This window comes from Pelomonas lactea, assembly GCF_043555885.1.
Lineage (GTDB): Bacteria > Pseudomonadota > Gammaproteobacteria > Burkholderiales > Burkholderiaceae_C > Pelomonas > Pelomonas lactea.
Genome location: NZ_JBIGHX010000003.1, coordinates 113122 through 138800 on the forward strand (window position 1 = coordinate 113122; position 25679 = coordinate 138800).

The 25679-nt window shown below is 61.2% G+C and carries 16 protein-coding genes; 14 read left to right on the forward strand and 2 right to left on the reverse strand.

Annotated elements, in window-relative coordinates; all coding sequences use genetic code 11:
- The first annotated feature begins 6 nt into the window (after positions 1 to 6).
- The 12 genes from epsF to ACG04Q_RS09120 all read left to right on the forward strand — a co-directional run bounded on the left by epsF (position 7) and on the right by ACG04Q_RS09120 (position 15629).
- Complete coding sequence (epsF, locus tag ACG04Q_RS09065; RefSeq protein WP_394510583.1) at positions 7 to 1446, forward strand: chain length determinant protein EpsF; 1440 nt, start codon at positions 7 to 9, stop codon at positions 1444 to 1446.
- 45 nt (positions 1447 to 1491) lie between these two features.
- Entirely contained in the window at positions 1492 to 2355 is an 864-nt protein-coding gene (locus tag ACG04Q_RS09070; protein WP_394510584.1) for a polysaccharide biosynthesis tyrosine autokinase, read from the forward strand.
- Positions 2355 to 3260 (forward strand): exosortase B, encoded by a 906-nt coding sequence (gene xrtB, locus ACG04Q_RS09075; protein WP_394510585.1) that lies wholly within the window; start codon positions 2355 to 2357, stop codon positions 3258 to 3260. The genes ACG04Q_RS09070 and xrtB overlap by 1 nt, the downstream gene beginning before the upstream one ends.
- Positions 3257 to 3955 (forward strand): exosortase-associated protein EpsI, B-type, encoded by a 699-nt coding sequence (gene epsI, locus ACG04Q_RS09080; RefSeq protein WP_394510586.1) that lies wholly within the window; start codon positions 3257 to 3259, stop codon positions 3953 to 3955. Before xrtB ends, epsI begins: the two co-directional genes overlap by 4 nt.
- An 88-nt stretch (positions 3956 to 4043) precedes the next feature.
- Positions 4044 to 5285, forward strand: a complete 1242-nt coding sequence (locus ACG04Q_RS09085) for a polysaccharide pyruvyl transferase family protein (RefSeq protein ID WP_394510587.1) — start codon at positions 4044 to 4046, stop codon at positions 5283 to 5285.
- Between the two features lie 77 nt (positions 5286 to 5362).
- On the forward strand, positions 5363 to 6856 hold the full coding sequence (locus ACG04Q_RS09090; protein ID WP_394510588.1) for a hypothetical protein: 1494 nt from the start codon (positions 5363 to 5365) through the stop codon (positions 6854 to 6856).
- A gap of 36 nt (positions 6857 to 6892) precedes the next feature.
- A complete protein-coding gene (locus ACG04Q_RS09095; protein WP_394510589.1) occupies positions 6893 to 8416 on the forward strand; it encodes a lipopolysaccharide biosynthesis protein in 1524 nt (507 codons plus the stop codon).
- A 17-nt stretch (positions 8417 to 8433) separates the two neighbouring features.
- Positions 8434 to 9711, forward strand: a complete 1278-nt coding sequence (locus ACG04Q_RS09100) for a glycosyltransferase (protein ID WP_394510590.1) — start codon at positions 8434 to 8436, stop codon at positions 9709 to 9711.
- A complete protein-coding gene (locus tag ACG04Q_RS09105; RefSeq protein ID WP_394510591.1) occupies positions 9708 to 10877 on the forward strand; it encodes a glycosyltransferase family 4 protein in 1170 nt (389 codons plus the stop codon). Before ACG04Q_RS09100 ends, ACG04Q_RS09105 begins: the two co-directional genes overlap by 4 nt.
- Complete coding sequence (locus tag ACG04Q_RS09110) at positions 10864 to 11958, forward strand: glycoside hydrolase family 99-like domain-containing protein (RefSeq protein WP_394510592.1); 1095 nt, start codon at positions 10864 to 10866, stop codon at positions 11956 to 11958. The genes ACG04Q_RS09105 and ACG04Q_RS09110 overlap by 14 nt, the downstream gene beginning before the upstream one ends.
- Positions 11959 to 11962: 4 nt before the next feature.
- On the forward strand, positions 11963 to 13090 hold the full coding sequence (locus tag ACG04Q_RS09115; protein WP_394510593.1) for a DUF1972 domain-containing protein: 1128 nt from the start codon (positions 11963 to 11965) through the stop codon (positions 13088 to 13090).
- A 367-nt stretch (positions 13091 to 13457) separates the two neighbouring features.
- Positions 13458 to 15629, forward strand: coding sequence for a phage head spike fiber domain-containing protein (locus tag ACG04Q_RS09120; RefSeq protein WP_394510594.1), 2172 nt, complete (start codon positions 13458 to 13460; stop codon positions 15627 to 15629).
- 236 nt (positions 15630 to 15865) lie between these two features.
- On the opposite strand, the gene ACG04Q_RS09125 is transcribed toward ACG04Q_RS09120, so the two are convergent.
- Both ACG04Q_RS09125 and ACG04Q_RS09130 read right to left on the reverse strand, forming a co-directional pair.
- Positions 15866 to 17290 carry a DUF1501 domain-containing protein gene (locus ACG04Q_RS09125; RefSeq protein ID WP_394510595.1) on the reverse strand — a complete coding sequence of 475 codons (1425 nt, stop codon included), beginning with the start codon at positions 17288 to 17290 and terminating at the stop codon, positions 15866 to 15868.
- Positions 17290 to 22998 carry a DUF1800 family protein gene (locus tag ACG04Q_RS09130; protein WP_394510596.1) on the reverse strand — a complete coding sequence of 1903 codons (5709 nt, stop codon included), beginning with the start codon at positions 22996 to 22998 and terminating at the stop codon, positions 17290 to 17292. The genes ACG04Q_RS09125 and ACG04Q_RS09130 overlap by 1 nt, the downstream gene beginning before the upstream one ends.
- Positions 22999 to 23266: 268 nt before the next feature.
- Here ACG04Q_RS09130 and ACG04Q_RS09135 point away from each other — a divergent pair, with 268 nt between their 5' ends.
- The gene (locus tag ACG04Q_RS09135) at positions 23267 to 24274 is read left to right on the forward strand and encodes an NAD-dependent epimerase (RefSeq protein ID WP_394510597.1); all 1008 of its coding nucleotides are present in this window, start codon (positions 23267 to 23269) and stop codon (positions 24272 to 24274) included.
- Between the two features lie 64 nt (positions 24275 to 24338).
- Complete coding sequence (locus ACG04Q_RS09140; protein WP_394510598.1) at positions 24339 to 25673, forward strand: UDP-glucose dehydrogenase family protein; 1335 nt, start codon at positions 24339 to 24341, stop codon at positions 25671 to 25673.
- The last annotated feature ends 6 nt before the right edge of the window (positions 25674 to 25679 follow it).

The following is a 25679-nucleotide window of genomic DNA, read 5'->3' on the forward strand; positions in this document are numbered from 1 at the left end:
TTGGGAATGACGTTTGCACAATTTCTGTCGATTTTGCGCGCGCGCAAGTGGGCGGCACTGGCGGTGTTCGCCTTGGTGGTGGTGACGACACTGGTGGTCAGCTTGCTGCTGCCGAAGAAGTACACCGGCTCAGCCAGCGTGGTGATTGACATCAAGCCGGACCCGGTGTCGGCGACCATCTTTCCTGGGTTGTCCACGCCAGGGTTCATGGCGACGCAAGCTGACATCCTTCAGAGCGAGCGAGTGGCGTTGAGGGTCATTCGCGACCTCAAGCTGACCGAGAACCCCGCAATTCGTGAACAGTGGCAAGCGGAGTCCGACGGCAAGGGGACGTTGGAGCAGTATTTGGTGCTGTTCCTGCAGAAGTATCTCGACGTGAAGCCGAGCCAGATGAGCAATGTCATCAGCATCGAGTACAAGAGCCCGTCACCCCAATTTGCGGCCGCACTCGCTAATGCCTTCGCGCAGGCCTACATCGCGACGACGCTTGAGTTGCGAGCCGATCCCGCGAAGCAATTCAACAGCTTCTTCCAAGCGCAGGTCAAGGATGCCCGGGAATCGTTGGAGCGCGCTCAGCAACGGCTGTCGGCCTTTCAGCAGGAAAAAGGCATCATCGTTACTGACGAGCGTCTTGATATCGAGAATGCCAGGCTCGCCGAGTTGAACAGTCAGCTGACTCAGTCGCAGGGCATCTCGGCCGAGAGCAGCAGCCGCCAGGTACAGGCGCAGGGCACCCAGAGTGATCGCCTGCAGGAGGTGCTCAACAACCCGCTCATCAGTGGGCTCAAGGCGGATCTTTCGCGCAATGAGGCAAAACTGCAGGAGTTGGTTCAGCGCTTGGGTGACAACCACCCGCAGGTGCAGGAGTCTCGCGCGAACATTGCCGAGCTGCGCTCGAAGATCGAGGCTGAGACTCGGCGCGTTACCAGTGGGGTCGCTGTTAGCAACAACATCAACAAAGCGCGCGAAGGGCAGCTTCGTGCAGCGCTGGATTCTCAGCGCACCAAGATGCTTGAGATGAAAGCGGTTCGTGATGAAGGCATGGTCCTGCAGCGCGAAGTGGAGAATGCTCAGCGGGTCTTTGACAGTCTTGTGGCGCGCCAAAACCAGTCCGCCCTGGAGGCGCAGAACACCCAAAGTTACGCAAACGTCCTTACGGTGGCGCAACCGCCTTCGGAACACAGCAGCCCAAAAATCGTACTGAATGTGCTATTGGCGGTCTTCATGGGCGGGCTGTTGGCAGTTGGTGTCGCGCTGCTGATGGAGATGACGGACCGCCGTGTTCGCAGTCCCGATGACGTCATCACAGCGTTGGGTCTGCCAGTTTTGGGTTCGTTGCCGACCCCGAACGCCAAGCGTTTCAATCCCGCGCGCCCTGTGGCTCTGGGCTTCGCGAATCAGCGCGCCGTGAGCTTGCCTGCGCCTGGTTCGCAATCCGGTATCTGACTGGTCACCCAATCACCGTACCCAGCCGCACAGAAAGACTGACTCGTGACTGTCGACACCCAAGATTCAAACATTGCCGATCGCTCGATCGGCAGCATCCTGGCCAATCTGCGCAACCTGTCCGCTGATCAGGTGGAGAGGATTGTTCGCCATCAGCGCGAGCAGAGCGTCCGTTTTGGCGAAGCAGCTGTTGCGCTCGGCTTCGCTAGCAGCGACGACGTCCTGTTCGCACTGAGTCAGCAATTTCACTACCCCTACGCCCCGGAAGAGCGGCGAAGTGCCAGCCCCGAGTTGGTCGCGTTGAACCAGCCTTTCGGCGTTCAAGCTGAAAGTCTGCGCGCCATCCGTAGCCAGATCATCATGCGGCTGTTCAACGAAGGCCAGGAGCGCCGGGCGATTGCCGTGGTGAGTCCCGAGGCCGGCGACGGCAAGACTTTCTTCGCAGCGAATCTCGCCGTCGTTCTCGCCCAACTGGGCGGGCGCACGCTGCTTGTAGACGCCGACCTGCGCCATCCCCGCCAGCATGACGTGTTTGGCGTGGAGAACCGAGCCGGGCTCTCTGGCATCCTCAGTGGTCGTGCGGAGGCGAAGGTCATCCAGCAAGTCCCCGGTGTGTCCAGCCTGTTTGTCCTACCTGTAGGTACGACGCCGCCGAACCCGCTCGAGTTGGTGGAGCGCCCGGCGTTCGGGCTGCTGATTCGCGAGCTGCTTTCCAAGTTCGACCATGTGGTCGTTGACACTCCGGCGGCCTGTTTCGGTAGTGACAGTGCCGTGATTGCCGCGCGCTGCGGAGCAGCCTTGGTTGTTGCTCGCAAGAATGAGGCGCGCGTGGAGGCTTTGCAGGACTTGGTTGCCAACCTTGCCGAAACGCCTGCCCAAGTCGCTGGCGTGGTATTCAACGAGTTCTGATGCAAATGGCCGCCACGTCCGCAGCCGGGAGCAGGTCCCGCACGGTGCTGCCTCCGGGCATGGACCGGGTGGTGCTGGCCGCGCTGGCGATTAGCTTTGCACTGCTGTTCCTGCCGGCCTATTACGAGCTGTCAAGAACGTACTGGAGCACTGACGAACAGGGCCACGGCCCGATCATTCTGGCCGTGAGTTTCTGGCTGTTGTACCGCGCCAGATTTGCTTTGGCGGAGATTCCCATCAAGCCGATGCCCGTGTTGGGTTGGTTGCTTCTTGCCGCGAGCCTGATCGTTTACGCATTCGGTCGATCACAAGACATCAGCATGTTCGCGGTGGGCTCTCAGATCGGCGTGCTTGCCGCCTTTCTACTGATCTTCAAGGGCGGCGCGGCATTGCGGTTGGTCTGGTTCCCCTTGTTCTTCATGTTGTTCATGGTGCCGCTGCCAGAGGCGCTGGTTGCAATGGTCACCGCGCCTCTCAAGAGTGCAGTTTCTGCAGTCGCCAGTAACCTGCTGTACGCCATCGGCTATCCCGTCGGCCGAAGCGGCGTCGTCATGACTGTCGGTCCCTATCAGCTGCTGGTGGCGGATGCATGCGCAGGCTTGAACAGCATGTTCACGCTTGAAGCGCTGGGAATGCTGTACATGAATCTGATGAAGTACACAAACCCGCTGCGCAATGTGGCTCTTGCATTGCTGTTGGTGCCTACTGCGTTCATGGCCAACATCGTGCGCGTGATGATCTTGGTGTTGGTTACCTATCATTTCGGCGACGCAGCTGGCCAAGGCTTTGTTCACGGCTTTGCGGGCATGGTTCTGTTCTTGGTCGCACTGACGCTGATGCTCGGCCTCGACAAGGTGCTTGCTTGGTTTATTCCCGCTGAGCGTCAACGCAGAGGTGTGGCATGACATCGTCGCGACGCAAAGCGCTGACCGTGTGTGTTGCGAGTGCTGCCGCACTGGGTTGTGCGCACTGGTGGCGCCCAACGCAGCGCCTGGCGGATAGGTTGCCAAAATTTGATCTGGAGACCGCGTTCCCGAGGACGCTGGACGGCTGGGGGGTGGACGATAGGCTGCCTGTGCAGCTCGTATCCCCTGACCAGAAGGCCGTACTTGACCAGATTTACAGCCAGACACTCAGCCGTACTTATGTGAGCAGCGAGGGGCAGCGGATCATGTTGTCCGTCGCGTACGGCGGAGATCAATCAGATGCAACTCGTGCGCATCGCCCGGAAGTCTGCTATCCGGCGCAAGGCTTCCAGATCAAAGATGACCATAGCGGCCTCATCCGTCTTGCTGACAGGACTGTGCATACCCGGCGACTGGTCGCCGTCCAAGGCGGGCGGGTCGAACCCATAACCTATTGGGTGATGGTTGGAAATCAAGTGGCAGTAAGCGGCACGGAACAAAAGCTCCGCCAGTTGGCCTATTCGACTCGAGGGCTGATTCCGGACGGCATGTTGGTGCGCATATCCAACATCAGCCCCGACGCTGAGGTCAGCTACCAACTCCATCAAGCGTTCGCCCAGCAGTTGGCAAGAAGTTTGCGTGCGCCAGAACTGGATCGCATTTTTGGTCTTCCGCTTTCGTCTGCGGCGAGCTGATTCGACAACGTAAGTCACCGGGCATCGAGCTCGAATCGCCAGCCAGTCCCTTCCGACCGGGCCGTTCGGCCCTGACAACACTGATCGTATGAAGAAGTTCTATCTCGCAGGGCACAACAATTTCGGCAACCGCGGCTGCGAAGCGCTGGTGCGTTCTACGGTGCAGATGCTGACCGAGAAGTTCGGACCCAGCGAGTTTTTGGTGCCGAGCTATGACGCCGCGGCGGATGGCCGCCAATGGCGAGACCATGCCGATCAGGGGGTGCGGTTCGTTGACGTACCGGTCTACCCGTTCAACATCAAGTTGTGGGGAAGGGCGGTTCGGCAGTCCGACCTGTTCAAGTCTGTATGGAAGCCTGGCTTCAGCGTGCCCGCTGATTACCGCCGCATGGTTTTGGATTGTGATGCAACCATCATGATCGGTGGAGACGTGATCACGCTTGACTACGGCCTCGGACCGCTGCTCTGGCACCGTGCATTTGCGGAAGACTTCTTCAAGGATAAGCAGCCCACAGTGCTGTGGGCTGCGTCCGTGGGACCATTCGCAAAAGAGCCGATCATCGAGAAGGACATGGCCACCTTCCTGAATCGACTGGATCTGGTGACTATCCGCGAATCCATCACGCTCAAGTACCTGCAGAGCATCGGGGTTTCTCACAACCTGCACGGCGTGTGCGATCCGGCCTTCGTGATGAAGCCGGAGCCGGTCGACGCGGCCCAACTCGGCTTTGACCTGGAGCCGGGGTTCCTGGGTCTCAATGTGAGTCCGCTGATCGCCAAGTTCCGTGCAGCAGGAGAAGACCCCGCGGTCTTGCAACGTGAGGTTGCCGGGTTCATGCGCGAAGCTCATGCCAAGTACGGACTGCCCTGCGTGTTGATTCCGCACGTGGGACCTCTCAACGATGGCATCGAATCGGACAACTGCGACCATCGTTACATGACGGCTGTTCTGAATCTGGCCAAGGATGTGCCGAACGTGCGCATCCTGCCGAAGACGCTGAATGCAGCGCAACTGAAGTTTGTGTTGGGGCAGGCCCGCTACTTCATCGGTGCGCGCACGCACGCCACGATTGGCGCAATCTCGCGCGGAACGCCGACTGTGTCCATTGCCTACAGTACCAAGGCTCGTGGCCTGAACAAGGATCTGTTCGGGCATGAAGACTTCGTGCTCAGCACGCCCGACGTCAGCGCACGTACGCTGATGGAAAAGCTGGACCTGATGGTAGATCGTGAAGATGCGATTCGCACACAGCTTCGCGAGGTGTTGGGCCCCACCGTGGTGCGCTCACGTCGCACCGTCGAGCTGTTGGCTGAGCGACTGGCGGCGTGATGCGGCCTACGGATGCCCGCAAGAAGCGTGTTGGGTACTGCACGACTTCAGCTGTTTGCTGCTGAGCGGAAGTCAACATGAAGCGCATGCCTCCGCTGCCGATGATCGCCGTGCTGACCGCTGGGGCGGCGCTGGCATTGTTCAGCGGCCTCATCCTGCCCGTTGGCGGCATCGTGCCACTGGTGGCGCTGTGGGCATTGCCGGCAGCCATCGTCATCATCTTCTTTCCCAGGTTCTTCTATTGGGCGATGTTGGCGCTGGTGCTGCTGATCAGCGGTACTGTCCAGTACTTCACCGACCATGGCCAGTTGCAATGGGTGGCCTCTGGAATCGGCATATGTCTTCTGGTGAGCGGTTTCCTTCAGGGCGCAGGTGCCAAGTCTGACGGAACAGGCCGACTCACAGGCGTGGATGCCGCCATGATCGTCTTTGCTACGACGGCTACCGTGTCTACGGTGTTCGGCGAAGGCGGGGCTCCCCATGTTGCGGCAGGTCTGCGCAACTACCTGCCATTCCTGGGCCTCTACGTTTACCTGCGGTTGGGTGGCATGTCGGCGGACACGTTGCGGCGAACGGTGTGGTTTTTGCTGCTCGTGGCGCTGGTGCAGTTTCCCATCGAGGTGTACCAGGCGGTTGTGGTGGTCCCGCAGCGCGTCGCGGCCAATTCCTTCGGGTCAGCGTTTGACAGCATCGTCGGCAGCTTTGGTGGCCCCAAGTTCGGGGGGGGGGCGAGTGGTTCGCTGGCCATCTATTTGGTTTTTGCCATGGTGTTGGCCTTGGCTATGTATCGCAATCAGCTGCTGAACGGGCGACAAGTCATTGGCAGCCTTTTGGCCATCATGATTGGCATTGGCCTGGCGGAGACCAAGGTCGTGTTCGTGATGATCCCGTTGGCACTTGCAGTGCTCTACTCAGGCGAGCTCTATCAACGCCCGATGCGTTTCCTGATAGGGGCGCTATTCGCGCTGGGGGCCATGGCACTCCTCCTTTACGTTTACTTCATCTTCTTCTGGGCAGCGGAGAACCGTGGCGACGTCTGGCTGGTGATCGTTCGGCGATTCAGCTACAGCTTCGACCCCACTTTCATGCCAGCCAACAACTGGCCCGGCCGTATGACAGGCCTGGCGATCTGGTGGCGGAATCAGGACTTCAGCGGTGATATTTACCATTGGTTGGTGGGCTATGGCATGGCTGCAGCCACCAGCATGTCCACCATCGCCGGCCCAGGTGTGGCTGCCCTGAAGTTCGGTTTGGGCACTGACGTCACGGGAGCGACAAAACTACTCTGGGAGGTGGGCCTGGTGGGGTTGGTTGCCTATGTGGCGCCGTTGTTCATGGCCTTTGTTACTTTTGGCCGCGTACAGCACGAAGGCGAAGCGCTGCTGCGGTCGTTCGTGCAAGCCCTGCGTGCGACTACGCTTGTATTGGCATTGGCCGTGCTCTATGAGGTGACCATCGTCAGTAGCCCGCCCATGCAATTGATCGCCATGATCTTGTATGCAGTGGCCGCACGATTGGGCGCTCGCCACCCGCTTCGCGCTCAACGGCCTGTGTCGTTCGCGCAGGCCTGACCGCCACCCGGCTCTTGCCGGTCTACGCCCGCCTTGATGCACTATTCCAAAGCCAACTTCCAACGCGCGCTGCAGCGCTTCTTACTAGGCCGCGCTGCCACTGGTGCTCTGGGCCTCGTGTTCTTCGTGCTGGTGCTTCGGCAACTGCACCGCGAAGAGTTCGGAGCCTACACCGCCATCCTGGCCATTCAGGCCGGCGTGGCGGTGTTGGCGACGCTGGGCATCGAGGCGACGCTTGAGCGCTTTCTGCCAGAACTGCGCACAGCGGGCAACGAAGTCGGAGCGTCACAGCTCATCCTGCTGGGCATTGCCGTGCGGGCCAGTGTGCTGCTGCTGCTGGTGCTGTTGGGGCTCGCCACCATGGGGTGGTGGGTGCCTTTGCTGTCTCTGCAGGCTTATAAAGAGGTGCTGCCGCTAGCCCTGGCGTGGCTGTTGATGTTCGGCCTGATGAACACGGCCGGTGCCATCCATGAGGCGCTTTTGAATCAGGGGACCGCCCAGTTCACACAGGCCCTCTACACGCTGCTCAAGATCGTTTTGTTCGTCGTGCTGTCGCGCACTTGGCCGTCGGCCGATGGTTTGACCAAGGTGATCGTTTGTGAGAGTGTTGCCACGCTGGCCGGATTGCTTGTATCAGTGACCCGGCTGAAAGTTGGTGGTCTGCGCAGCGTGCTGCGTCCTCGACAGGTATGGCGTGAGTTGCCCGAGAGCATCCGCGCGCGCATGCTGGCATTCGGTGCAAAGAACTACGGCGCCCAACTTGTCATGCTGTTGTATGGCCCCGATGCGCTTCGGTTGGTGGCCTCGTCCCAGGCCGGTTTGGTCCAGGCGGCACGATTTGGTGCAGTTCATAGCCTCTACGAGTACATCCAGCGCTACCTGCCAGCGTTCATGCTTTTGCGCCTTATCCGGCCTGTATTCATCTCGCGCTACACCGCCAACCGCGACTTCGGTGCGCTCAACGCCATGGGCGCCATCGTGCTGAAGATCAACCTCGCCGTGCTGACGCCGTTGATCGTGTTCCTCGTGCTTGCCGGCGACATGGTGCTCGGCATGCTGTCCAAGGGCCGCTATGCGGATGCCGGCTGGCTGCTGGTGGCTTACGTCGCCTTGCTGGTGCCGATGAGCAACCAGTGGGTCGTGTCCATCATCGCCAACACCACGGAGCAGAACGACACCCAGGTGAAAGCAGCGGCGTGCGCCTTGCCGGGCATCGTCGTCGGCGCCTGGCTGGTGCCGAGCTATGGCATCGCGGCGCTGGTGGGGGGCGCGTGGGTGTCCTATCTGCTTTACAACCTGACGGCGGTGGCCTGGCTGCGCCGCGCAGGCTATCCCTACCGGCCCGACTGGCGTGCGCTGCTGCTGTGCGGCGCAGGCGGCGCAATCATCGCCGCAGCAGCGGTTTCCGCGAAGGCTGTGATGCCGCCGTTCGCTCTGCAAGATCTGGTGCTGGGCGTTGCTGCGTCAAGTCTGGTACTTGCGATGCTTCTAGTGGGCGGGTTGTTCACGCCGGCGGAGCGGCAGATGCTGACCGGCATGCTCAAGCGTCGCTCAGCCTAGTTCTGGTTCATCCGCACATGAGCAATCTCGACTTCACTTCTTCGCGGCAACAGCTTGGCACCCTGGCGGGTGAGCGCATCATCGTGGTGCCTAACGAGCTTCCTCTGCCGGTGAACTCAGGTGGCCGGGTTGATGTCTGGCGCCGGCTGCTCGCGCTGCGCGGCGCGGGCGCCTCCATGGGTCTGCTCACGTGGTACGACGGCCCGCGCGACGGAGAGCCCAGCGCCGACCTGCGTGCGCAGCTGGCTGTGCATTGCGAGGCCATGCACATGGGCTGCATTTCTCGTAGTCCGGCCGAGCTGGTCGGCCGGGTTCTCAACGCATGGCGCTGGCCATCGCATGTGGCCTCTCGCTGGGTGACGCTGGACCGGCCTCGTGTCCTTGACTGGGCGCGCGGCTTCCAGCCCACGCTTCTGCTAGCCGATGGTCTTTACGGCGCTCACGTCGTGCGCTGGCTCGCCGCCGAGCTGGGTGTACCCTGGGTGTACCGCTCACACAACATCGAGCACCACTACATGCAGATGCAGTTGGCGCAGGCCACGCGTCTCAAGTCACGCCTTGGGCTGATGGCCAACGTGTGGGGGCTTGGCCGCTTCGAGCGCGGAGTGCAAGCTGGCGCGGCCGCCGTGCTCGACATTTCCGCCAGTGACATGGCGTACTGGCGCAAACAAGGTGTAACCCGCTCGCACTGGATGCCGCCCATCGTCGATCGCGCGTTCGCCGACCAGTTGGCCAGCGCGAGTTCGCAGTCGCGCCCCTATCACGCGATGTATTTCGGCAACCTCAATACGCCCAACAACGTGGAAGCCGTACGCTGGTTCGTGCAGCGCGTCCTGCCGCTGCTGAAGTCGCCGGACTACCGCTTCGCCATCGCGGGCTCGCGCCCCTCTGCTGAGGTGGAGGCCTTGGTACGCAGTGACGCGCGCATCCAGCTGATCCCTAACCCGGCCGAGATCGCGCCGCTGCTGGCGCAAGCCCGAGTGCTGGTCAACCCGGTGCAGGGCGGGAGCGGCGTCAACCTGAAAAGCGTGGAGATGCTGTACAGCCATACGCAGTTGCTCAGCACCCGGATAGGCGTACAAGGCCTGCCGCCAGAGGTCGCTGATTGCTTCACGCTGGCGGACGACCCGCAGAGCTTCGCCAGCCAACTGCAGGCACTGGCTGCGGCCGACGCGCCTGCGCCCAACGCGCAGTGGCGTGTGCGGGCGCGGGCGTACTTCAGTGCCGACCACGCGGTGAGCCTGTTTGCAGACGCCATCCGGCCGGTGCGTCCGGCGCTGGCGAAAAACGCATGAATCAACAGGCCTTGAACGTTCTATTCGTGCACCAGGCCGCCGAGCTGTACGGTTCCGACCGCGTGCTGCTTGCGCTCGTGGAATGGCTTGCACGCCATGGCCAAGTGCATCCCATCGTCGTGGTGCCTTGTGAGGGCCCGCTGATTGCCGAGTTCCGCCGCATCGGTGTAGAGGTGCATGTGCGCACGTTGGCCAAGGTGCAGCGCAGCGCGTTCACGCCCGGCGGATTGGTACGTTTCCTGCGGCAGGTGGCAGGGTCGTTGTCGGAGCTGGATTCAGTGGTGGCTGGCCGTTCCATCGGCGCCGTCCACAGCAATACCATCGCCGTGGTGTCCGGCGCCGTTTGGAGCCGGATGCGCGGCGTGCGGCATGTGTGGCATGTGCACGAGATCATTTTGCGTCCTCGGCCGGTCGCCAGGGCTCTTGCCTGGCTTGCCTCGCGTCTGTCCGACAAGGTGGCGTGCATCTCTGAGATGGTGCGACAAAACCTGGTGAACCAATGCCCGCGTATTGCCCGCCAGGCTGTGGTGGTGCCGAATGGCATGGTGATGTCTGATCGGGACAGGGAGCCTGCCCGCAGCCAGTGGCGCAGTGCACAGAGTCTGGAAGCGCAGGTGGTGGTTGGTCTGGTTGGCCGCATCAATGCTTGGAAGGGGCAGGGCGTCCTGGTGAGGGCTGCACGGCGCATCGTGGCAGCCGATCCGGCGACGCCGCTGCGCTTCGTCATCGTGGGCAGTCCGCCGCCCGGACAGGGCGAACTGCGCGATCAGTTGCTGCAGCAGATAACCGAGGCTGGGTTGGAGTCGCACGTGAGGGTGCTTGATTTCACCCCAGATGTCTGGCCGGTTTGGTGCGGCATGGATATTGCCGTCGTGCCTTCCACTGACCCAGAGCCTTTCGGCATGGTGGCATTGGAGGCGATGTGCGCTCGTCGGCCGGTGGTGGCTGCTAACCATGGCGGGCTGGCTGACATCGTGGTGGACGGCGAGACGGGTGCGCTCGTGCGCCCCGGAGACGATGGCCAGTTGGCGGAGGCCATTCAACGCCTCGCGGCGGATGCGGAGCTGCGCCAGCGCCAGGGCGAAGCCGGCTACGACCGCGTGCGCAATCATTTCAGCCTCGACGCCCAGGGGCGTGGATTCAGGAGACTGTATGAAGCACGCTAGAACTTCTCGGTGCGTCCCCTGGTTTGTCGGCCTGTGCCTGCTGCTAGCTGCGCTGATGGCGCATGCTCAGGGTGCGCCCCAGGTAGGCGTCTATTACTTTCCTGGATGGAAGAACGACATGCCAGGGGCTCCGTCCAAACGCCCGTGGGATCCGATCAAGAAGTATCCCGAGAAGGAGCCTCTGATTGGCTGGTACGACGAAGGGCAACCCGAGGTGGTGTCCAAGCAGTTGGCGCAGATGAGGCAGGCCAAATTGGACTTCGTGGTGTTCGATTGGTACTGGGCCGAGGGCAACAAGCCTTACCTGGAGCATGCGTTGCGGTCATTCCTCGCGTCTCCTGACTGGCCGGGGATGAAGTTCGCATTGCTGTGGGCGAACCACATGAAGGTGCCTCAAAACCGTGAAAACTTCGAGCGCATGGTGGAGTATTGGTGCCAGAACTTCTTGAAGCGGTCTGACTATCTGCGCATTGATGGCAAGCCGGCAGTATTTGTGTTCTCTCAGCAGAACCTGCGCGACCGTGCGATTGAGATGGGCTTGCATCCCCGCGATCTTTTGCAGATTGCGCGCCGCATTGGCCGCGAGACGGGCGTGGGTGAATTGTTCATCGTTGGCAGCGCTGAAGCCGTGCCCTACTGGGTTACTGAGTACGGCAAAGAAACCGGTTATGACGCCTACAGCGCCTACAACTACCACCGCGGATTCGAAGGGGTTTATGTAGCAGATCGGCGCACTACGCAAAGCTTCGTGGAATTGGATGATGCCTATGCGATGACCTGGCGTTGGATGATCGCCAACTCCCCAGTGCCTTATATCGTCCCCGGCATAGCAGGGTGGAACAAACGGCCATGGGGCGGGAGTGCTAACCCGCTACACGATGATAGCGAGGCCGCTCCTGATGAGTTCGAGGCGCACCTACGTCGCCTCCGAACCGTGGTGCGCGCCAACCCCGAGAAGACGCGCAACACTGTGGTGTTGTGCTGCTGGAACGAACATGGGGAGGGTTCTGTCATAGAGCCAACGCGCGAGTGGGGCAACAGCCGCATCGACGCGATCCGCAAGGTGCTGAAGGGAAAATGAACAAGTGAAACATCTGAGAATCCTGGGTATTCGAGGTCTGCCGGCGGCTCATGGGGGGTTTGAGACCTTTGCCGAGTACCTGGCTCTCTACCTCCGTGATCGTGGCTGGAAGATCACGGTGTATTGCCAAATCGATGGCCAAGGCCCGATGTATGAGGATGTTTGGGAGGGTGTCCATAGGGTGAATATCCCGATCGATATCCCCGGGCCTAAGGGAACGATGGCCTTCGACTGGAAGGCCATTCGTCATGCAGCGGCGCAGTCACGCGACCTGTGCCTCACCCTTGGTTACAACACGGCGGTCTTCTGCGCTTGGCTGCGCGTCAAGGGCGTGCCTAACGTGATCAACATGGACGGTATCGAGTGGTCTCGTGCCAAGTGGGGTGGGGTGGCCAAGGCGTGGTTCTGGCTGAATGACTGGGCGGGTTGCTGGTTGGGTAACCATCTGGTGGCGGACCACCCCGAGATCGCCAATCACCTGGCTACGCGCGTGTCGCGGCGCAAGGTCACGACGATTGCCTATGGTGCGGATCGCCTGCGAGATCTTCCGGAGGAGCCAGTTCGTCGCCTTGGCCTCATTCCTGGGCAGTACCTCACGCTCATCGCCCGTCCAGAGCCCGAGAACTCCATCCTTGAGGTGGTGGCAGGTTTCTCGAAAGCGAGGCGCGGCTGCACGCTCGCTGTGCTTGGTAAATACGACGAGTCCAATGCCTATCATCGTGCCGTGATGGCAGCTGCGGGACCCGAGGTTCGATTCCTGGGCGCTATCTACGACAAGGCCGTCGTTCAGGCACTGCGCTATCACTGCCGGGCCTATGTGCACGGCCACCAGGTAGGTGGCACCAACCCGTCGCTTGTTGAGGCGCTGGGGGCCGGCAATCCCGTTATTGCACACGACAATCGTTTCAATCGCTGGGTTGCCGGAACCGGGGCCGCCTACTTCGCGGATGCCACAGGATTCTCGAGTGTTCTCGATAGATTGTTGGGCGACATTGCAAGCCTCCAGCAAATGGGCAATCATTCTGTTCAGAGGCTGGAGCAGGGGCTCACCTGGGGCCAAATACTTCAAGCCTATGAAGCATGTCTGAGCGCTTACGTGCCGCGCAGTGCCAAGGCAACCGCATTACCCTGATGCCTCGACATCGGCAGGGACATCTAATTGAGCGGCCGTCGGGGCTGCACTTATCGTAGTTGGAAGGATGGGGATGGAAACCAATGCCGATGGGCAAATCGACTCGAGCCGAGGAGAGGCCAGTCTCAATCGCCGGCGCGCCCTGGTTGGCATTGGGTCGGTAATGGGTGGATTGAGTGGTTGTGGCGGCGGCGGCAGTGTCGGTGGCGCTGAGCCTGCGCCCGTTCCGGTTCCTCCGCCCCCGCCCCCCCCGCCGCCGCCTCCTGTTACCTATTGGAGCGGAGCGGCGACGCAGTCCACCGCTGACGTCGCAAAGCGGACCTTTTCAGCTAAATGGACCCATACCCTGGTGCCAGAAATTGGTCAAATGCCCAGCTGGTTGCTCGGCGCTGGCTTGGGGACCTCTACGGTTCGCGATTGTTTTGGCTACCTGAGGAATGCGCGACTTGGCGAGGCAAGATTTTGGGGGGCTCGTCGGGTAGAGAATAAGTTGCGCGGATCTGCCGACTTTGCAAATGGGAGTTTTTGGTGGAGCGCAGGCACCGTCGGAATCGCCATGCTTGCCAATGACACTAAATTTCCGGATGCTGTGGGGACATTCCGCACGCACCGGTTGTCCAAGGTTTCCGCGCAAGCAGGCAGAGCTCAAGACGTGGGTGTGCTGCCAGCGGTCGAGCACGTTTTTTCGATATATGCGCGGGCTGAAACGCTCTCGCAGGTGTATCTGCAGTTTTACGTGGCGGGAGGTGTCGTTCTTGCCTCAGGTCTCTTCGATCTAAAGCCTGATGTCTGGACTCGGATCCAGATCACTGGCACACCTGATGGGACGGGATCTTGTCGCGTGCTTGTATCACCTGGCCCGTTCAGTTCGGGGGGCGCCGGCAGCGTGCTTATTTGCAATGCGCAGCTAGAAGATTTGTCCGGGGCTGGGAGCGCAGCCTCAGAGTACGTCAGCACGGATTTGCCAGGTCAGGGTCCTGTCTTCAATGGCGCCATGGTCGATGGGGTGGCGTATTTTGATCGATATAACGGAAATACAGTTTCTGCCGGCTACGTAACTGAATCTCGTGGCGCCTTGATTCCACCCGAGATCCTGAGGTTCCTCAGGATTGAACCTACCTCGACGAATCTGTGCACTCAAACGGAGGTGTTCACAACCTGGACCGCCGTGGGTGGGGTGGCAGTTACGTCAACTTCGACAAAAAATCTGCGCTGTGAAAATCGCTCGATTCGATTGAATGAAGGGGGGCAGTCGGGTGAGAAGTACATCTCGTTGGGTCTTGGCGCTATACCTGCAGGAGCGCCAATAACGCTGACATGCTTTGCGAAGGCGGACACTGCAAGAGTAGCGCGGATGACCATCAAGGCGATTGATGGTGGGACATGTGGGGCCAGTTTCGAACTGTCAACGGGTGCTGTAGCCGCCGTTGATTCGCCAGCTGGTCGGCAGGCCTGGGCTCATATTGAACCTTGGGCAGATGGCTGGTACCGATGTGTTTTGACGACGTCGAATGCGGCGAGCGGCAGTCTTCCCTTGGAGGTTCGGCTAGGCGTGGCGGCAGAAAATGGTGCGACTGAGTACCAAGGGACGGGGAAGGCAATTTTCATTTGGGGTGCCAACGCGAGCGCGATGGAGTTTCCCACCTCCTATTTGCCAAATAATACTGATCAGGTGGGGCCAGCCCGACGTTCGCACACCGTTGAAATACCCAATGTCGATGCAAAGACGCTTGGCCAGCAGAACTTTGTCGTAACTATGGAGTCCGTGCTTGCCTACTATTCAGGCATAACGATAAAGGGTGGGCGAACGCCTGAGTGGAAAGGGCTCTGGTATGCGTATGCGGCTTCGCCCAACAACAGGCAGAATCGCCTTGGGGTCGGGCTGCGTCCAACCACGGTTGCGTTCTTCGGCGATCGATATCTTGGGGATCCGAATCCCCTCTACTATTGGAAGCCGAATACAGACTACAAGATTGGCGATGTTGTTATCCCGACCGATACTCAGTTGGACAATCAGAATTCGCGCAGGATGTTCTTGTGCATGACTGGCGGGCGTTCAGGGGCGGTTGAGCCGCGTTGGGATGAAACGTTTGTCGCCGTGCCAGATCAAGTCACGCACATTACTTCAGATGGATCCGTGCGTTGGCAAAATAACCATGACAACACGATTCTGGGCATCTGGGAGCCATACGATACGTGTGTGTTGGACTACGGTGTTTCCGCGTTCGCCGGTCAGCATCGAGCTGCCACGGGCGTTGTGTCAAACATCAACCAAGCGGCGAGCATATTGATATCTTCGTTCTCGTCGCCCGGTGCGTATGGTTATTCGATCAACGGAAAGAACGCGCCCTTGCGGACCTACCCATTTCCGATCGACGGGACTTCGTCCGGTGATCTGCATTTTCCGATGGAGGTGATTCGCTTTGGCAGGCTGAACGAGTCGGGTACTTCTCACCCACTCTCTGTGGGTAATATCGTCATATCCACGGAACAGATCACTGCAGATGAAAATCGCTTGCGAACAATCCGCGTTTCTTAGTTCGCTGCTCGCGCTCCGCGTAAGCTGCGCTGGGTGCCTCAATTTGGCTTGGCAATGCTCGTTCAGTGGAGATTTAAAGCTACTTATATAGTGGATCGTGGTCGGTATCAGCGCTGGATCATTACCGCCTCACGTGTAGCGATGAAGTTGGTCTGCCGCTGGCAGGTCAGCCTGCGAAGGCGAGGCGCGACAAAACACTGGTACGTTTCATGCTACCGGGAATCTACAGGTACTGTTCAGAACAGTGCAGGTCCTGCGCTGAAATTGGCAATATTGGGAAGAACGTAACTGATTTCAGTGGCGCTGAGTCCCATCCAACCCGCTAGCGAGGCTGCAAGCTGCGACACGGATGTGCTTGGAAGTAGGCGACCGGAACCGACTTCGTCGTTCGTTCCCACTGCAGTCACCGGGAATCGCCCATACATCTGGCGACCCTTGACTGCGCCCCCGGCGACGAAATGGTGGCTGCCCCAGCCGTGATCGCTTCCGTCACCGTTGCTCGAAAGCGTGCGTCCGAAGTCGGATGCGGTAAATAGTGTGACGTTGTTTTGGAGGCCAAGTGTTGATAGCGTACTGAGAAAATAATCGATCGCCAGCGAAACTTGGGCCATGTGGGCCGGTTGGTCGCGCATCTGGAATGCATGGGTGTCGAAGCCGCCCATTGAGACCATGAAGACTTGCCGGCGCATACCGAGTGCCTGATTGGCGGCGATCATTTGCAGCACGACACGCAATTGGCGTGACAGGCTTAGCTTTTCAAATGTCGAGCTCCCGCCACCTGGCATAGCGATGGACGTTGTCGGCAATGCCGGAACAGTTACATTCGCCAATGCTGACTGCAAAGTCGTGTTCGCACTCAGGCTCCGCTGCATGACGCGGCTGTACTCGTTTTGTAGCGCATCGTTCGACGTCGCGCCATAGCTGCGGCGCAGCGCAGCACTAACAGTACTGGAATAAAAAACGTTGCCGCCGTTCATTGCGCTCGCAGTGACCGGTCCTTCTGTACCCACTTGGAACTGACTCACGCTACTGCCTGTCAGGAACACTGCATTGCCAGCGGCTGATACTGCTGTGAATACTGGCTGAGCATTCGCGGACATCAGGATGTCTCCTAGCCGCCCACCCCATCCCGATCGGGCGCCTTCCGGCGCCAAGCTTTGCCATGTCGACGCTTGATCGTTGTGCGAGAAGAGTTTGGAAGGCAAGCCGACACCTGCAATGAAATCGGCTTTGGAGATTGGCCTTTGGAGTGGGCCTACGTTGGCAACAATGCCCACCTGGCCTGCTTCGTATCGCTGGCGCAATGCGGCAAGCTCCAGCGGCATCCCGAACCCGCGTCCGGCTCCTTGGCCGTTTACCGTGATGGCTTGCAGGCGATCTGCGGCGATAGCCAGATCGCCTCGTGCGATGCTGTATTCCGCGTAGCCCGAAGCATCGATTGGAACCACCCAGTTGTGGGTGTCGCTGCCGCCACTCATGTATAGACATACGAGTGCCTTGTATCCGCCAGTGTCTGCGGCATGGCTGCTTTGGCTCGCCAGGGCAGCTAATCCGGCCAACTGGCCTGCTAGCGGAAGACTCAGCCGCGGAAGGGCTGCGGTTGCCGCCAGGCCGCTCAGGGCATTGAGGAAACTGCGACGAGAGTGCTTAGCGTGTGACATCAGTGTTGCACCAGGTATTCGGACGAGGCGAGTGCCAGGAAAAGTGCTGCGCGGACCCTGTTCGTGTTGCTTCCGGCATCACCGCTGACGCTGACGAGCGTTTCAATCAAGTCCTGTTTGAGCGTGGCGCTCATGCGTCCCGCGTACAGCAGCAGGTTGAGCCTATCCACAAACGCATTGACTTGACCGGCAGACAGGAGGTCGACCCAGGGCTGGATTTGAATGGAAACGTCGTTCACCGAGCCGGTCCAGCCCAGGCCACTGCCGGCCATCCGCTGTGCAAGATTGATCCATTGCGCCGTCGATGATTCGTTGACGATCTGCATGCCAGGTACCGTGATGTTGCCGTTGGTGAAAACGGTGTTGGGCGGTACGTAGCCAGGGCGCACGTATCCAAACACCGACGGTGCGAAAAGTGGCTTCTGTCCCAGGGAATCCAGGTCGGTGATGATGGCGTACTGCCCGCTGGCGGACGTTGCCTTGAAACTGCGCATCCAATGGCTCACGCGCAGTACTGGTTCGCGAAGCTTGCCGATGTCGTCTGGCGGCGGTGTCTGAGCTTCGGGGTCGAGAAGGATGGCGCGTACAGTTGCGCCCAGATCGCCGCGAACTCCCTTGCCGTTGTTGTTGAATACCGAGGCAACTCGCGCGACGTAAGCTGGGCTGGGATTGCTGCCGACGAGATGTTGGATAAGCTGGCGGCCAATAAACGGCCCAACGTTAGGATGGTTGAAGAGTGCATCGAGAGCAATCTTCAGGCTGGTCCGAGCGTCGCTGCCGCCGGGGATTGTTGTGGCTTGCGGTTTCCCGACAAAAAGACGCTTCTCGGCGGAGGAGTGTTGTCCTGGGTAAGGCTTCATCTGCTGCAGGTCGACGCGTTGGTCACCTGCCGCGCTGAGGTCGGGGCTGGACTGAAGGAAGGTGGCGTCGTTCAGCTGACTGTCCGGAAAGCCCCAGCTCCAGCCGGTGAAGACTTTTGCCATCGCCATAACGTCATCGTTGCTATACGACTCAATAGGCTGGCCGCGCGAATCAAGCTTCGGAGAGCCGTCAGCGTTGAGCTCATGCAGACCGATGGTGAACAGTTGCATGACTTCGCGAGCAAAATTCTCATCTGGCATGCGGCCGTTCCTGAAATTTTCAGGACGGTTGCGCATATGTGACAAGTAAATTCCCATCACAGGACTCAGCGCGACCTGTTCCAGAAGTGTTCGGTAGTTGCCGAGGGCGTTTCGGTTGAGAGTGTCGACGTACTGTGCATAGGCGCGAGCATGCCGGTACAGATTGGAGTCAGCCTGCGAAACCATCTGAATCTGGTGAAGGGCGAATCCCACACGCCGCCGCAGTTGATCCTGGCTTGTGGCTGCCGAAGCCCAGAACTGCTGGCCAACCCAATCAACGGTATAGGCACTGCCCGCTGGGCGATAGGCGTCACCCATGTCATAGCGTGCTTGAATTGCGGGGACCATGTCAGCCGTGAAAGGCAGCGCCAGTTGCTCGTCGATCCAGGCGGCCTGACCCATCTGCACAACCCGATTCACTTCCTCGAGCGTGGGGCCGAAAGTGGCCTGCTGCAACAGACGCGAAGCGGCGAAGTGCGCCGCGCTTGGCGCTGCCGTTGCGGTCGGCATCGTGAATCGCAGTGCCCCGTTGGTGTACATGGCGCCGCTGCTAGCGCTTGTTCCGAGCCCATCTACCGCTGCCGAGCCGGTGCCAGCATCGAACACGACGTCGTTCGCAGACGGAATCAACGTTCCCGTGGGAGTGCGCAGGTACTGCACGTACAGGTTGCGATCGACGCCGTTGACCGTGGCGTCATTGGTGTAGACCAAGTCGACGCGACTGCCAGCGGAGAGCTTTGGCACGGCAAAGCTGTAATCCGCCGGCGTAGTGCTACGCACTTCCACGCTACCAATGATCATGCCGTCGACCCGGAGTTGCAAGATTGCGCCCGTACCACCGGCCAACTGGGCATAGGCTCTGACGGTCACGGTGTCTGTAAAGTTAGGTGACGGCCAGGTCGCAGACAAGTTGCCGCCTGCATAGCTGACACCGGAAAACGCTGGGGTGATGAAGGTGGTGCCAGAGGTGAGGCTGAGAATAGTGAGTTGACGCTCTGTTCCATTGACGGCGCCAGGGTTTGCAAAAACCACGGCAACCTTGCTGCCAGGCCTGAGCGCGGTTGAGGGCATGAGGAAATCTGTCGGCGTGCTGCTGCTAACTTCAGCGGCACTCACAGCCACTCCATCGACCCACAGAGTCATCAGCGCGCCGACACCGCCGGCGGGCACGGCACTGACACGCGCTGTGACGGTGCTGGTGATGTTGGCTGCTGGCCAGGTGGCGCGCAGCGCGCCGCCCCAGAAGAGGTTGCCGCTGGCGGCGACGACGTCAACGCCATCGAACGCGGCGGCGCCATTGCCCCGGTCATAGGTGTTGCCCGCGGCACCAGGCAACCAGGCCGTGTTGCTGGTGGTTGCGTAGGCGATGAAGAGGTTGCGGTCTACGCCGTCAACGGTTGCGTCGTTGACGTAGGCAATATCCAGCTTGCGCCCGGCCGTCATCGGCGGCACGGCGAAGCGATAGTCCGCGTGCTCCGCGGATTTGACTTCCGCGCTTCCCACGAGAATGCCGTCCACCAGCACCTGCATCACAGGGCCGACGCCGCCGGCGATCACGCCACGCGCGCGCACGGTCAGTGAGTCGGTGAGGTTGGGTTCGGGCCAAGCTGCGCTGATGGTGTTGTTGCTAGCGCGCAGAACGGTCTTGCCTGCGATGGCGTAGGCCAACTGCAGGTCACGCCCGTCAGCAGGATTGGTGTAGACGACCTCGACGCGTTGGCCGGTCTTCATGGGCAGCGTCGGCAGGCTGATGTCTGCCGGTGTAGTGGAGCGGAGTTCCACAGTGCCGATGACGACGTCATCCACCTGCACGCGCACGATGGGGCCAATATCCGCTGCGAGGCGCGCCGTGGCGCGCAGCGTCAGCGTGTCGGTCATGTTGGCTGCCGGCCACTTGCCGCGCAGCGCACCGTTGGCGGTGAGCAGGTTCTGGGCGGTCTGTTGGACGCTGACGCCATCAAAAGCGGCCAGGCCGCCGCCGGCGTCGAAGGCCATGCTGCCGCCGCTGGGCAACAGCACGGTGGTGCCTGACATCAGGTAGTGCACGCGAAGGCTGCGGGCTTGGCCCTCGACGGTGCCGGCGTTGGCAAAGGCGACATCGACCCGGCTGCCTGCAGTCAAGGGTGGAGCAGCGAATACATGGTCGACCGGGTCGGTGGAAGACACCGTGGCTGAGCCGACGACGATGCCGTCGACGCGGACGATCATCTGGGCGCCGGTGCCGCCTGCCGCGTTGGCGCTGGCTCGCACGGTAAGACGGTCCGTGAGATTGGGCGCAGGCCAGACCATGCGCAGTGCGCCGTTGGCATAGATGTTGGTTGTGCCGGGGGCAACGTTCTGCCCGTCGAAGGCGCCGTTGCCGGAGCCATTGTCGAGGGTGACGATGGACGCGGTAGGCAGTACGGCCGTGTCGGCGGTGCTGATCTGCTGCACGAACAGGTTGCGGTCCACGCCGTTGACGGCAGCGTCGTTCGTGTAGACGACGTCAATCTGACTGCCTGGCTTGAGTGCGGGCACGGCCAAGCGGTAGTCGGTCGGTTCCGTGGCGCGCACTTCGACGGTGTCTGTAAGCATGCCATCCACACGCACCGACACCATCGCTCCGACGCCCCCCGCCACGTTGGCGTGTGCGCGTACGGTCAGCGTATTGGTCAGGTTGGCCTTTGGCCATGCGGCGGTGAGATTGCCTGCGGAGTAGCTGACGCCTGACAGCGATGGTGCGAGATATGAGGTACCTGAAACTAGGTTGAGCACATTGAGCTGACGCTCAACACCGCCAGTGCTGCCGGGGTTTGCGAAGACAACGGAAACCTGGCTGCCAGGTTTGAGCGCTGTCGAGGGCATGAGGAAATCAGTCGCTGTGGTGGTATTGACTGTCGCTGAGCTGACAGCCACTCCGTCAACCCAAAGGGTCATGAGCGCGCCCACGCCCGTGGCACGAACTACAACCGTGCTGGTGATATTCGGCTCTGCCCATGTCGAGCGCAGCGCACCGTTGGCGGCCAGCGTGCCGCTGGCGGCGACGACGTCAACGCCATCGAACGCGGCGGCGCCATTGCCCCGGTCATAGGTGTTGCCCGCGGCACCAGGCAACCAGACCGTGTTGCTGGTGGTTGCGTAGGCGATGAAGAGGTTGCGGTCTACGCCGTCAACGGTTGCGTCGTTGACGTAGGCAATATCCAGCTTGCGCCCGGCCGTCATCGGCGGCACGGCGAAGCGATAGTCCGCGTGCTCCGCGGATTTGACTTCCGCGCTTCCCACGAGAATGCCGTCCACCAGCACCTGCATCACAGGGCCGACGCCGCCGGCGATCACGCCACGCGCGCGCACGGTCAGTGAGTCGGTGAGGTTGGGTTCGGGCCAAGCTGCGCTGATGGTGTTGTTGCTAGCGCGCAGAACGGTCTTGCCTGCGATGGCGTAGGCCAACTGCAGGTCACGCCCGTCAGCAGGATTGGTGTAGACGACCTCGACGCGTTGGCCGGTCTTCATGGGCAGCGTCGGCAGGCTGATGTCTGCCGGTGTAGTGGAGCGGAGTTCCACAGTGCCGATGACGACGTCATCCACCTGCACGCGCACGATGGGGCCAATATCCGCTGCGAGGCGCGCCGTGGCGCGCAGCGTCAGCGTGTCGGTCATGTTGGCTGCCGGCCACTTGCCGCGCAGCGCACCGTTGGCGGTGAGCAGGTTCTGGGCGGTCTGTTGGACGCTGACGCCATCAAAAGCGGCCAGGCCGCCGCCGGCGTCGAAGGCCATGCTGCCGCCGCTGGGCAACAGCACGGTGGTGCCTGACATCAGGTAGTGCACGCGAAGGCTGCGGGCTTGGCCCTCGACGGTGCCGGCGTTGGCAAAGGCGACATCGACCCGGCTGCCTGCAGTCAAGGGTGGAGCAGCGAATACATGGTCGACCGGGTCGGTGGAAGACACCGTGGCTGAGCCGACGACGATGCCGTCGACGCGGACGATCATCTGGGCGCCGGTGCCGCCTGCCGCGTTGGCGCTGGCTCGCACGGTAAGACGGTCCGTGAGATTGGGCGCAGGCCAGACCATGCGCAGTGCGCCGTTGGCATAGATGTTGGTTGTGCCGGGGGCAACGTTCTGCCCGTCGAAGGCGCCGTTGCCGGAGCCATTGTCGAGGGTGACGATGGACGCGGTAGGCAGTACGGCCGTGTCGGCGGTGCTGATCTGCTGCACGAACAGGTTGCGGTCCACGCCGTTGACGGCAGCGTCGTTCGTGTAGACGACGTCAATCTGACTGCCTGGCTTGAGTGCGGGCACGGCCAAGCGGTAGTCGGTCGGCTCTGTCGCCTTGACCTCGACGGTGTCTGTCACCACGCCGTCAATGCGCACCGACACCATCGCACCCACGCCGCCCGCCACGGTGGCATGCGCTCGCAACGTCAGCGAAGCTGGTCCGCTTTCTGTCGTGGTTGCTGCCTGGATGGTACGCAGAGCAGGCACTGAAGCTGCCGTTGGGACGGCCTGCGCTACGGTGGCGTTCTGGCTACCTCCACCACCGCAGCCGGCAAGCGTGAGGGCAGCGGCCAGTGCGGCAAGGATCGGACGCGAAACGTGGTGGAAGAAGGACATGGCGTGATGGGGCACTTGGTACAACGATGTGCGCCACATGGAGCGGGCGGCTGATTGGGGCGTTAGCCCACGTGCTCAATGTAGGTGGTTGACGTTGTCTATCAAATGGGTTAACGCCGCTTCCGCGTGAATGCCATCACGCCCCCAATCCTCGTTACACGAGGACACGTGGCCGCCAGTAGTGACGGTTTCCTCATTCGGGGGGCGACTGTTGAATACATCACGTAGGAGAATGCGGCGCCCGATTTGGGCAGCATAGGGATTCAGCGTGAAGGTTCTCGTTACCGGAGCAGCCGGTTTCATCGGCATGCATGTCAGCCAGATCCTCCTCGGCCGCGGTGACGAGGTGGTGGGTCTGGACAACCTCAACGACTATTACAGCCCACAACTGAAGCATGATCGGCTCGCGCGCTTGACCGGCAAGCCAGGCTTCAGCTTCGTGAAGATGGACGTGGCTGACCGCGAAGGCATGGCGAAGCTGTTCGCCGAGCAGAAGTTTGATCGTGTCGTCCACCTGGCGGCCCAGGCCGGGGTGCGGTATTCCATCGAGAACCCGCACGCCTACATCGACAGCAACATCGTCGGTTTCACGAACATCCTGGAAGGCTGCCGCCACAGCGGCGTGCAGCACCTGGCCTACGCGTCGAGTTCCAGCGTCTACGGCGGCAACACGCTGATGCCGTTCTCCGAGCATCACAGCGTCGACCACCCCATCAGCCTCTACGCGGCGACCAAGAAGGCCAACGAGTTGATGGCCCACACCTACTCGCACCTTTTTGGGTTGCCGACGACGGGGCTGCGCTTCTTCACGGTCTACGGGCCCTGGGGGCGGCCGGACATGGCGCTGTTCCTGTTCACCAAGGCCATCATTGAAGGCCGGCCCATCAACGTGTTCAACCACGGCAAGATGATCCGAGACTTCACCTACATCGATGACATCGCCGAGGGTGTGGTGCGGGTGCTGGACCGGACGGCGACGGGGGACCCGGCCTACGACCCGATCAAGGCCGACCCGGCACGTTCCAGCGCACCGTATCGCGTGTTCAACATCGGCAACCATGCGCCCATCGAGTTGATGAGCTTCATCGAGGCCATCGAGCAGTCGGTGGGCCGCGAGGCGGTGAAGAACTTCATGCCGATGCAGGACGGCGACGTGCCCGCCACGCACGCGGACGTGGACGAACTGGCTGCCTGGACGGACTTCCGACCGGCGATGCCGGTGCCTGAGGGCATCAAGCGTTTCGTGGGCTGGTACCGGGAGTACTACAAGGTCTGATCTCCATCACTTTGTCATGCACGGTCGTTACAACGACGCGACCCGTGTTTGACAAGGAGATGGAATGAAGGTCACCACGATCGGCACAGGCTATGTAGGCCTGGTGACCGGGGCCTGTCTCGCCGAGATGGGCAACCATGTGCTGTGTCTGGACGTGAATCCCGAGAAGATTCGCGTACTGCAAGGCGGGCAGATTCCCATCCACGAGCCGGGGCTGATGGAGATCGTCAGCCGCAACGTGGCGGCAGGGCGACTGCAGTTCACGACTGATGTCGACCAGGCGGTGCATCACGGCACGCTGCTCTTCATCGCCGTGGGCACGCCGCCCGGGGGCGACGGTTCTGCCGATCTGCGCCACGTCGTGGCGGCTGCCCGCTCGATCGGGCAATGCATGACCGACTACAAGGTCATCGTCGACAAGAGCACGGTGCCGGTCGGCACGGCCGATGAAGTCCGCCGAGGCATCGGCGAGGAATTGGCCAAGCGAGGGCTGAAGGACCTCCCGTATGCGGTGGTGTCCAACCCGGAGTTCCTGAAAGAGGGGGCGGCGATCGAGGACTTTATGAAGCCGGATCGCATCATCCTGGGCTCCGATGACGAGCAGGCCACGCTGCTGATGCGGGCGCTCTACGCGCCCTTCAACCGTACGCAGGACCGCATGCACATCATGGATGTGCGCAGTGCCGAGTTCACGAAGTACGCGGCCAATGCGATGCTGGCCACGCGCATCAGTTTCATGAACGAGCTGGCGTTGCTGGCCGAGAAGGTCGGCGCGGATATCGAGCTGGTGCGTCGCGGCATCGGATCGGACCCGCGTATCGGCTACCAGTTCCTCTATGCAGGCGCCGGCTATGGCGGCTCATGTTTCCCTAAAGACGTCAAGGCGCTGGTCAAGACGGCGGCGGACAGCGGCGTCCCGCTGCAGGTGCTGACCGCGGTCGAGGCCGCCAACGAGCGTCAGAAGCGGGTGCTGGTCGACAAGGTCGTCGAGCGGTTCGGCCAAGACCTCAAAGGCAGGCGGTTCGCGTTGTGGGGCCTGGCCTTCAAGCCCAACACTGACGACATGCGTGAGGCCCCGTCGCTGGTCGTCATCGACGAGCTGACGGCGCGGGGCGCGACGGTGGCTGCCTACGACCCCGTGGCGACAGCCGAGGCCGCCCGCGTCCTGGGACCCCGCGACGATGTCGCCCTCGTCGCTCGCGCAGAGATCGCCTTGCAGGCGGCGGACGCCCTGCTCATCGTGACCGAGTGGAAAGAGTTCCGCACGCCTGACTTTGATGCCGTCAAGGCGCTACTCAAGGCGCCGGTCATCTTCGACGGCCGCAATCTCTACGATCCGCAATTGATGCAGGCGCTGGGCTTGGAGTACCACGGTATCGGCCGCGGGCGCCCGGTTTAAGGGACA

Bases quoted from the DNA above. Each gene is read 5' to 3' on its own strand.
- ACG04Q_RS09130 (WP_394510596.1), bottom strand. From the start codon at position 22,998: ATGTCCTTCTTCCACCACGTTTCGCGTCCGATCCTTGCCGCACTGGCC.
- ACG04Q_RS09105 (WP_394510591.1), top strand. From the start codon at position 9,708: ATGAATCAACAGGCCTTGAACGTTCTATTCGTGCACCAGGCCGCCGAG.
- ACG04Q_RS09140 (WP_394510598.1), top strand. From the start codon at position 24,339: ATGAAGGTCACCACGATCGGCACAGGCTATGTAGGCCTGGTGACCGGG.
- xrtB (WP_394510585.1), top strand. From the start codon at position 2,355: ATGCAAATGGCCGCCACGTCCGCAGCCGGGAGCAGGTCCCGCACGGTG.
- ACG04Q_RS09100 (WP_394510590.1), top strand. From the start codon at position 8,434: ATGAGCAATCTCGACTTCACTTCTTCGCGGCAACAGCTTGGCACCCTG.
- epsI (WP_394510586.1), top strand. From the start codon at position 3,257: ATGACATCGTCGCGACGCAAAGCGCTGACCGTGTGTGTTGCGAGTGCT.
- ACG04Q_RS09090 (WP_394510588.1), top strand. From the start codon at position 5,363: ATGAAGCGCATGCCTCCGCTGCCGATGATCGCCGTGCTGACCGCTGGG.
- ACG04Q_RS09120 (WP_394510594.1), top strand. From the start codon at position 13,458: ATGCCCAGCTGGTTGCTCGGCGCTGGCTTGGGGACCTCTACGGTTCGC.
- ACG04Q_RS09085 (WP_394510587.1), top strand. From the start codon at position 4,044: ATGAAGAAGTTCTATCTCGCAGGGCACAACAATTTCGGCAACCGCGGC.
- epsF (WP_394510583.1), top strand. From the start codon at position 7: ATGACGTTTGCACAATTTCTGTCGATTTTGCGCGCGCGCAAGTGGGCG.
- ACG04Q_RS09095 (WP_394510589.1), top strand. From the start codon at position 6,893: ATGCACTATTCCAAAGCCAACTTCCAACGCGCGCTGCAGCGCTTCTTA.
- ACG04Q_RS09125 (WP_394510595.1), bottom strand. From the start codon at position 17,290: ATGTCACACGCTAAGCACTCTCGTCGCAGTTTCCTCAATGCCCTGAGC.
- ACG04Q_RS09110 (WP_394510592.1), top strand. From the start codon at position 10,864: ATGAAGCACGCTAGAACTTCTCGGTGCGTCCCCTGGTTTGTCGGCCTG.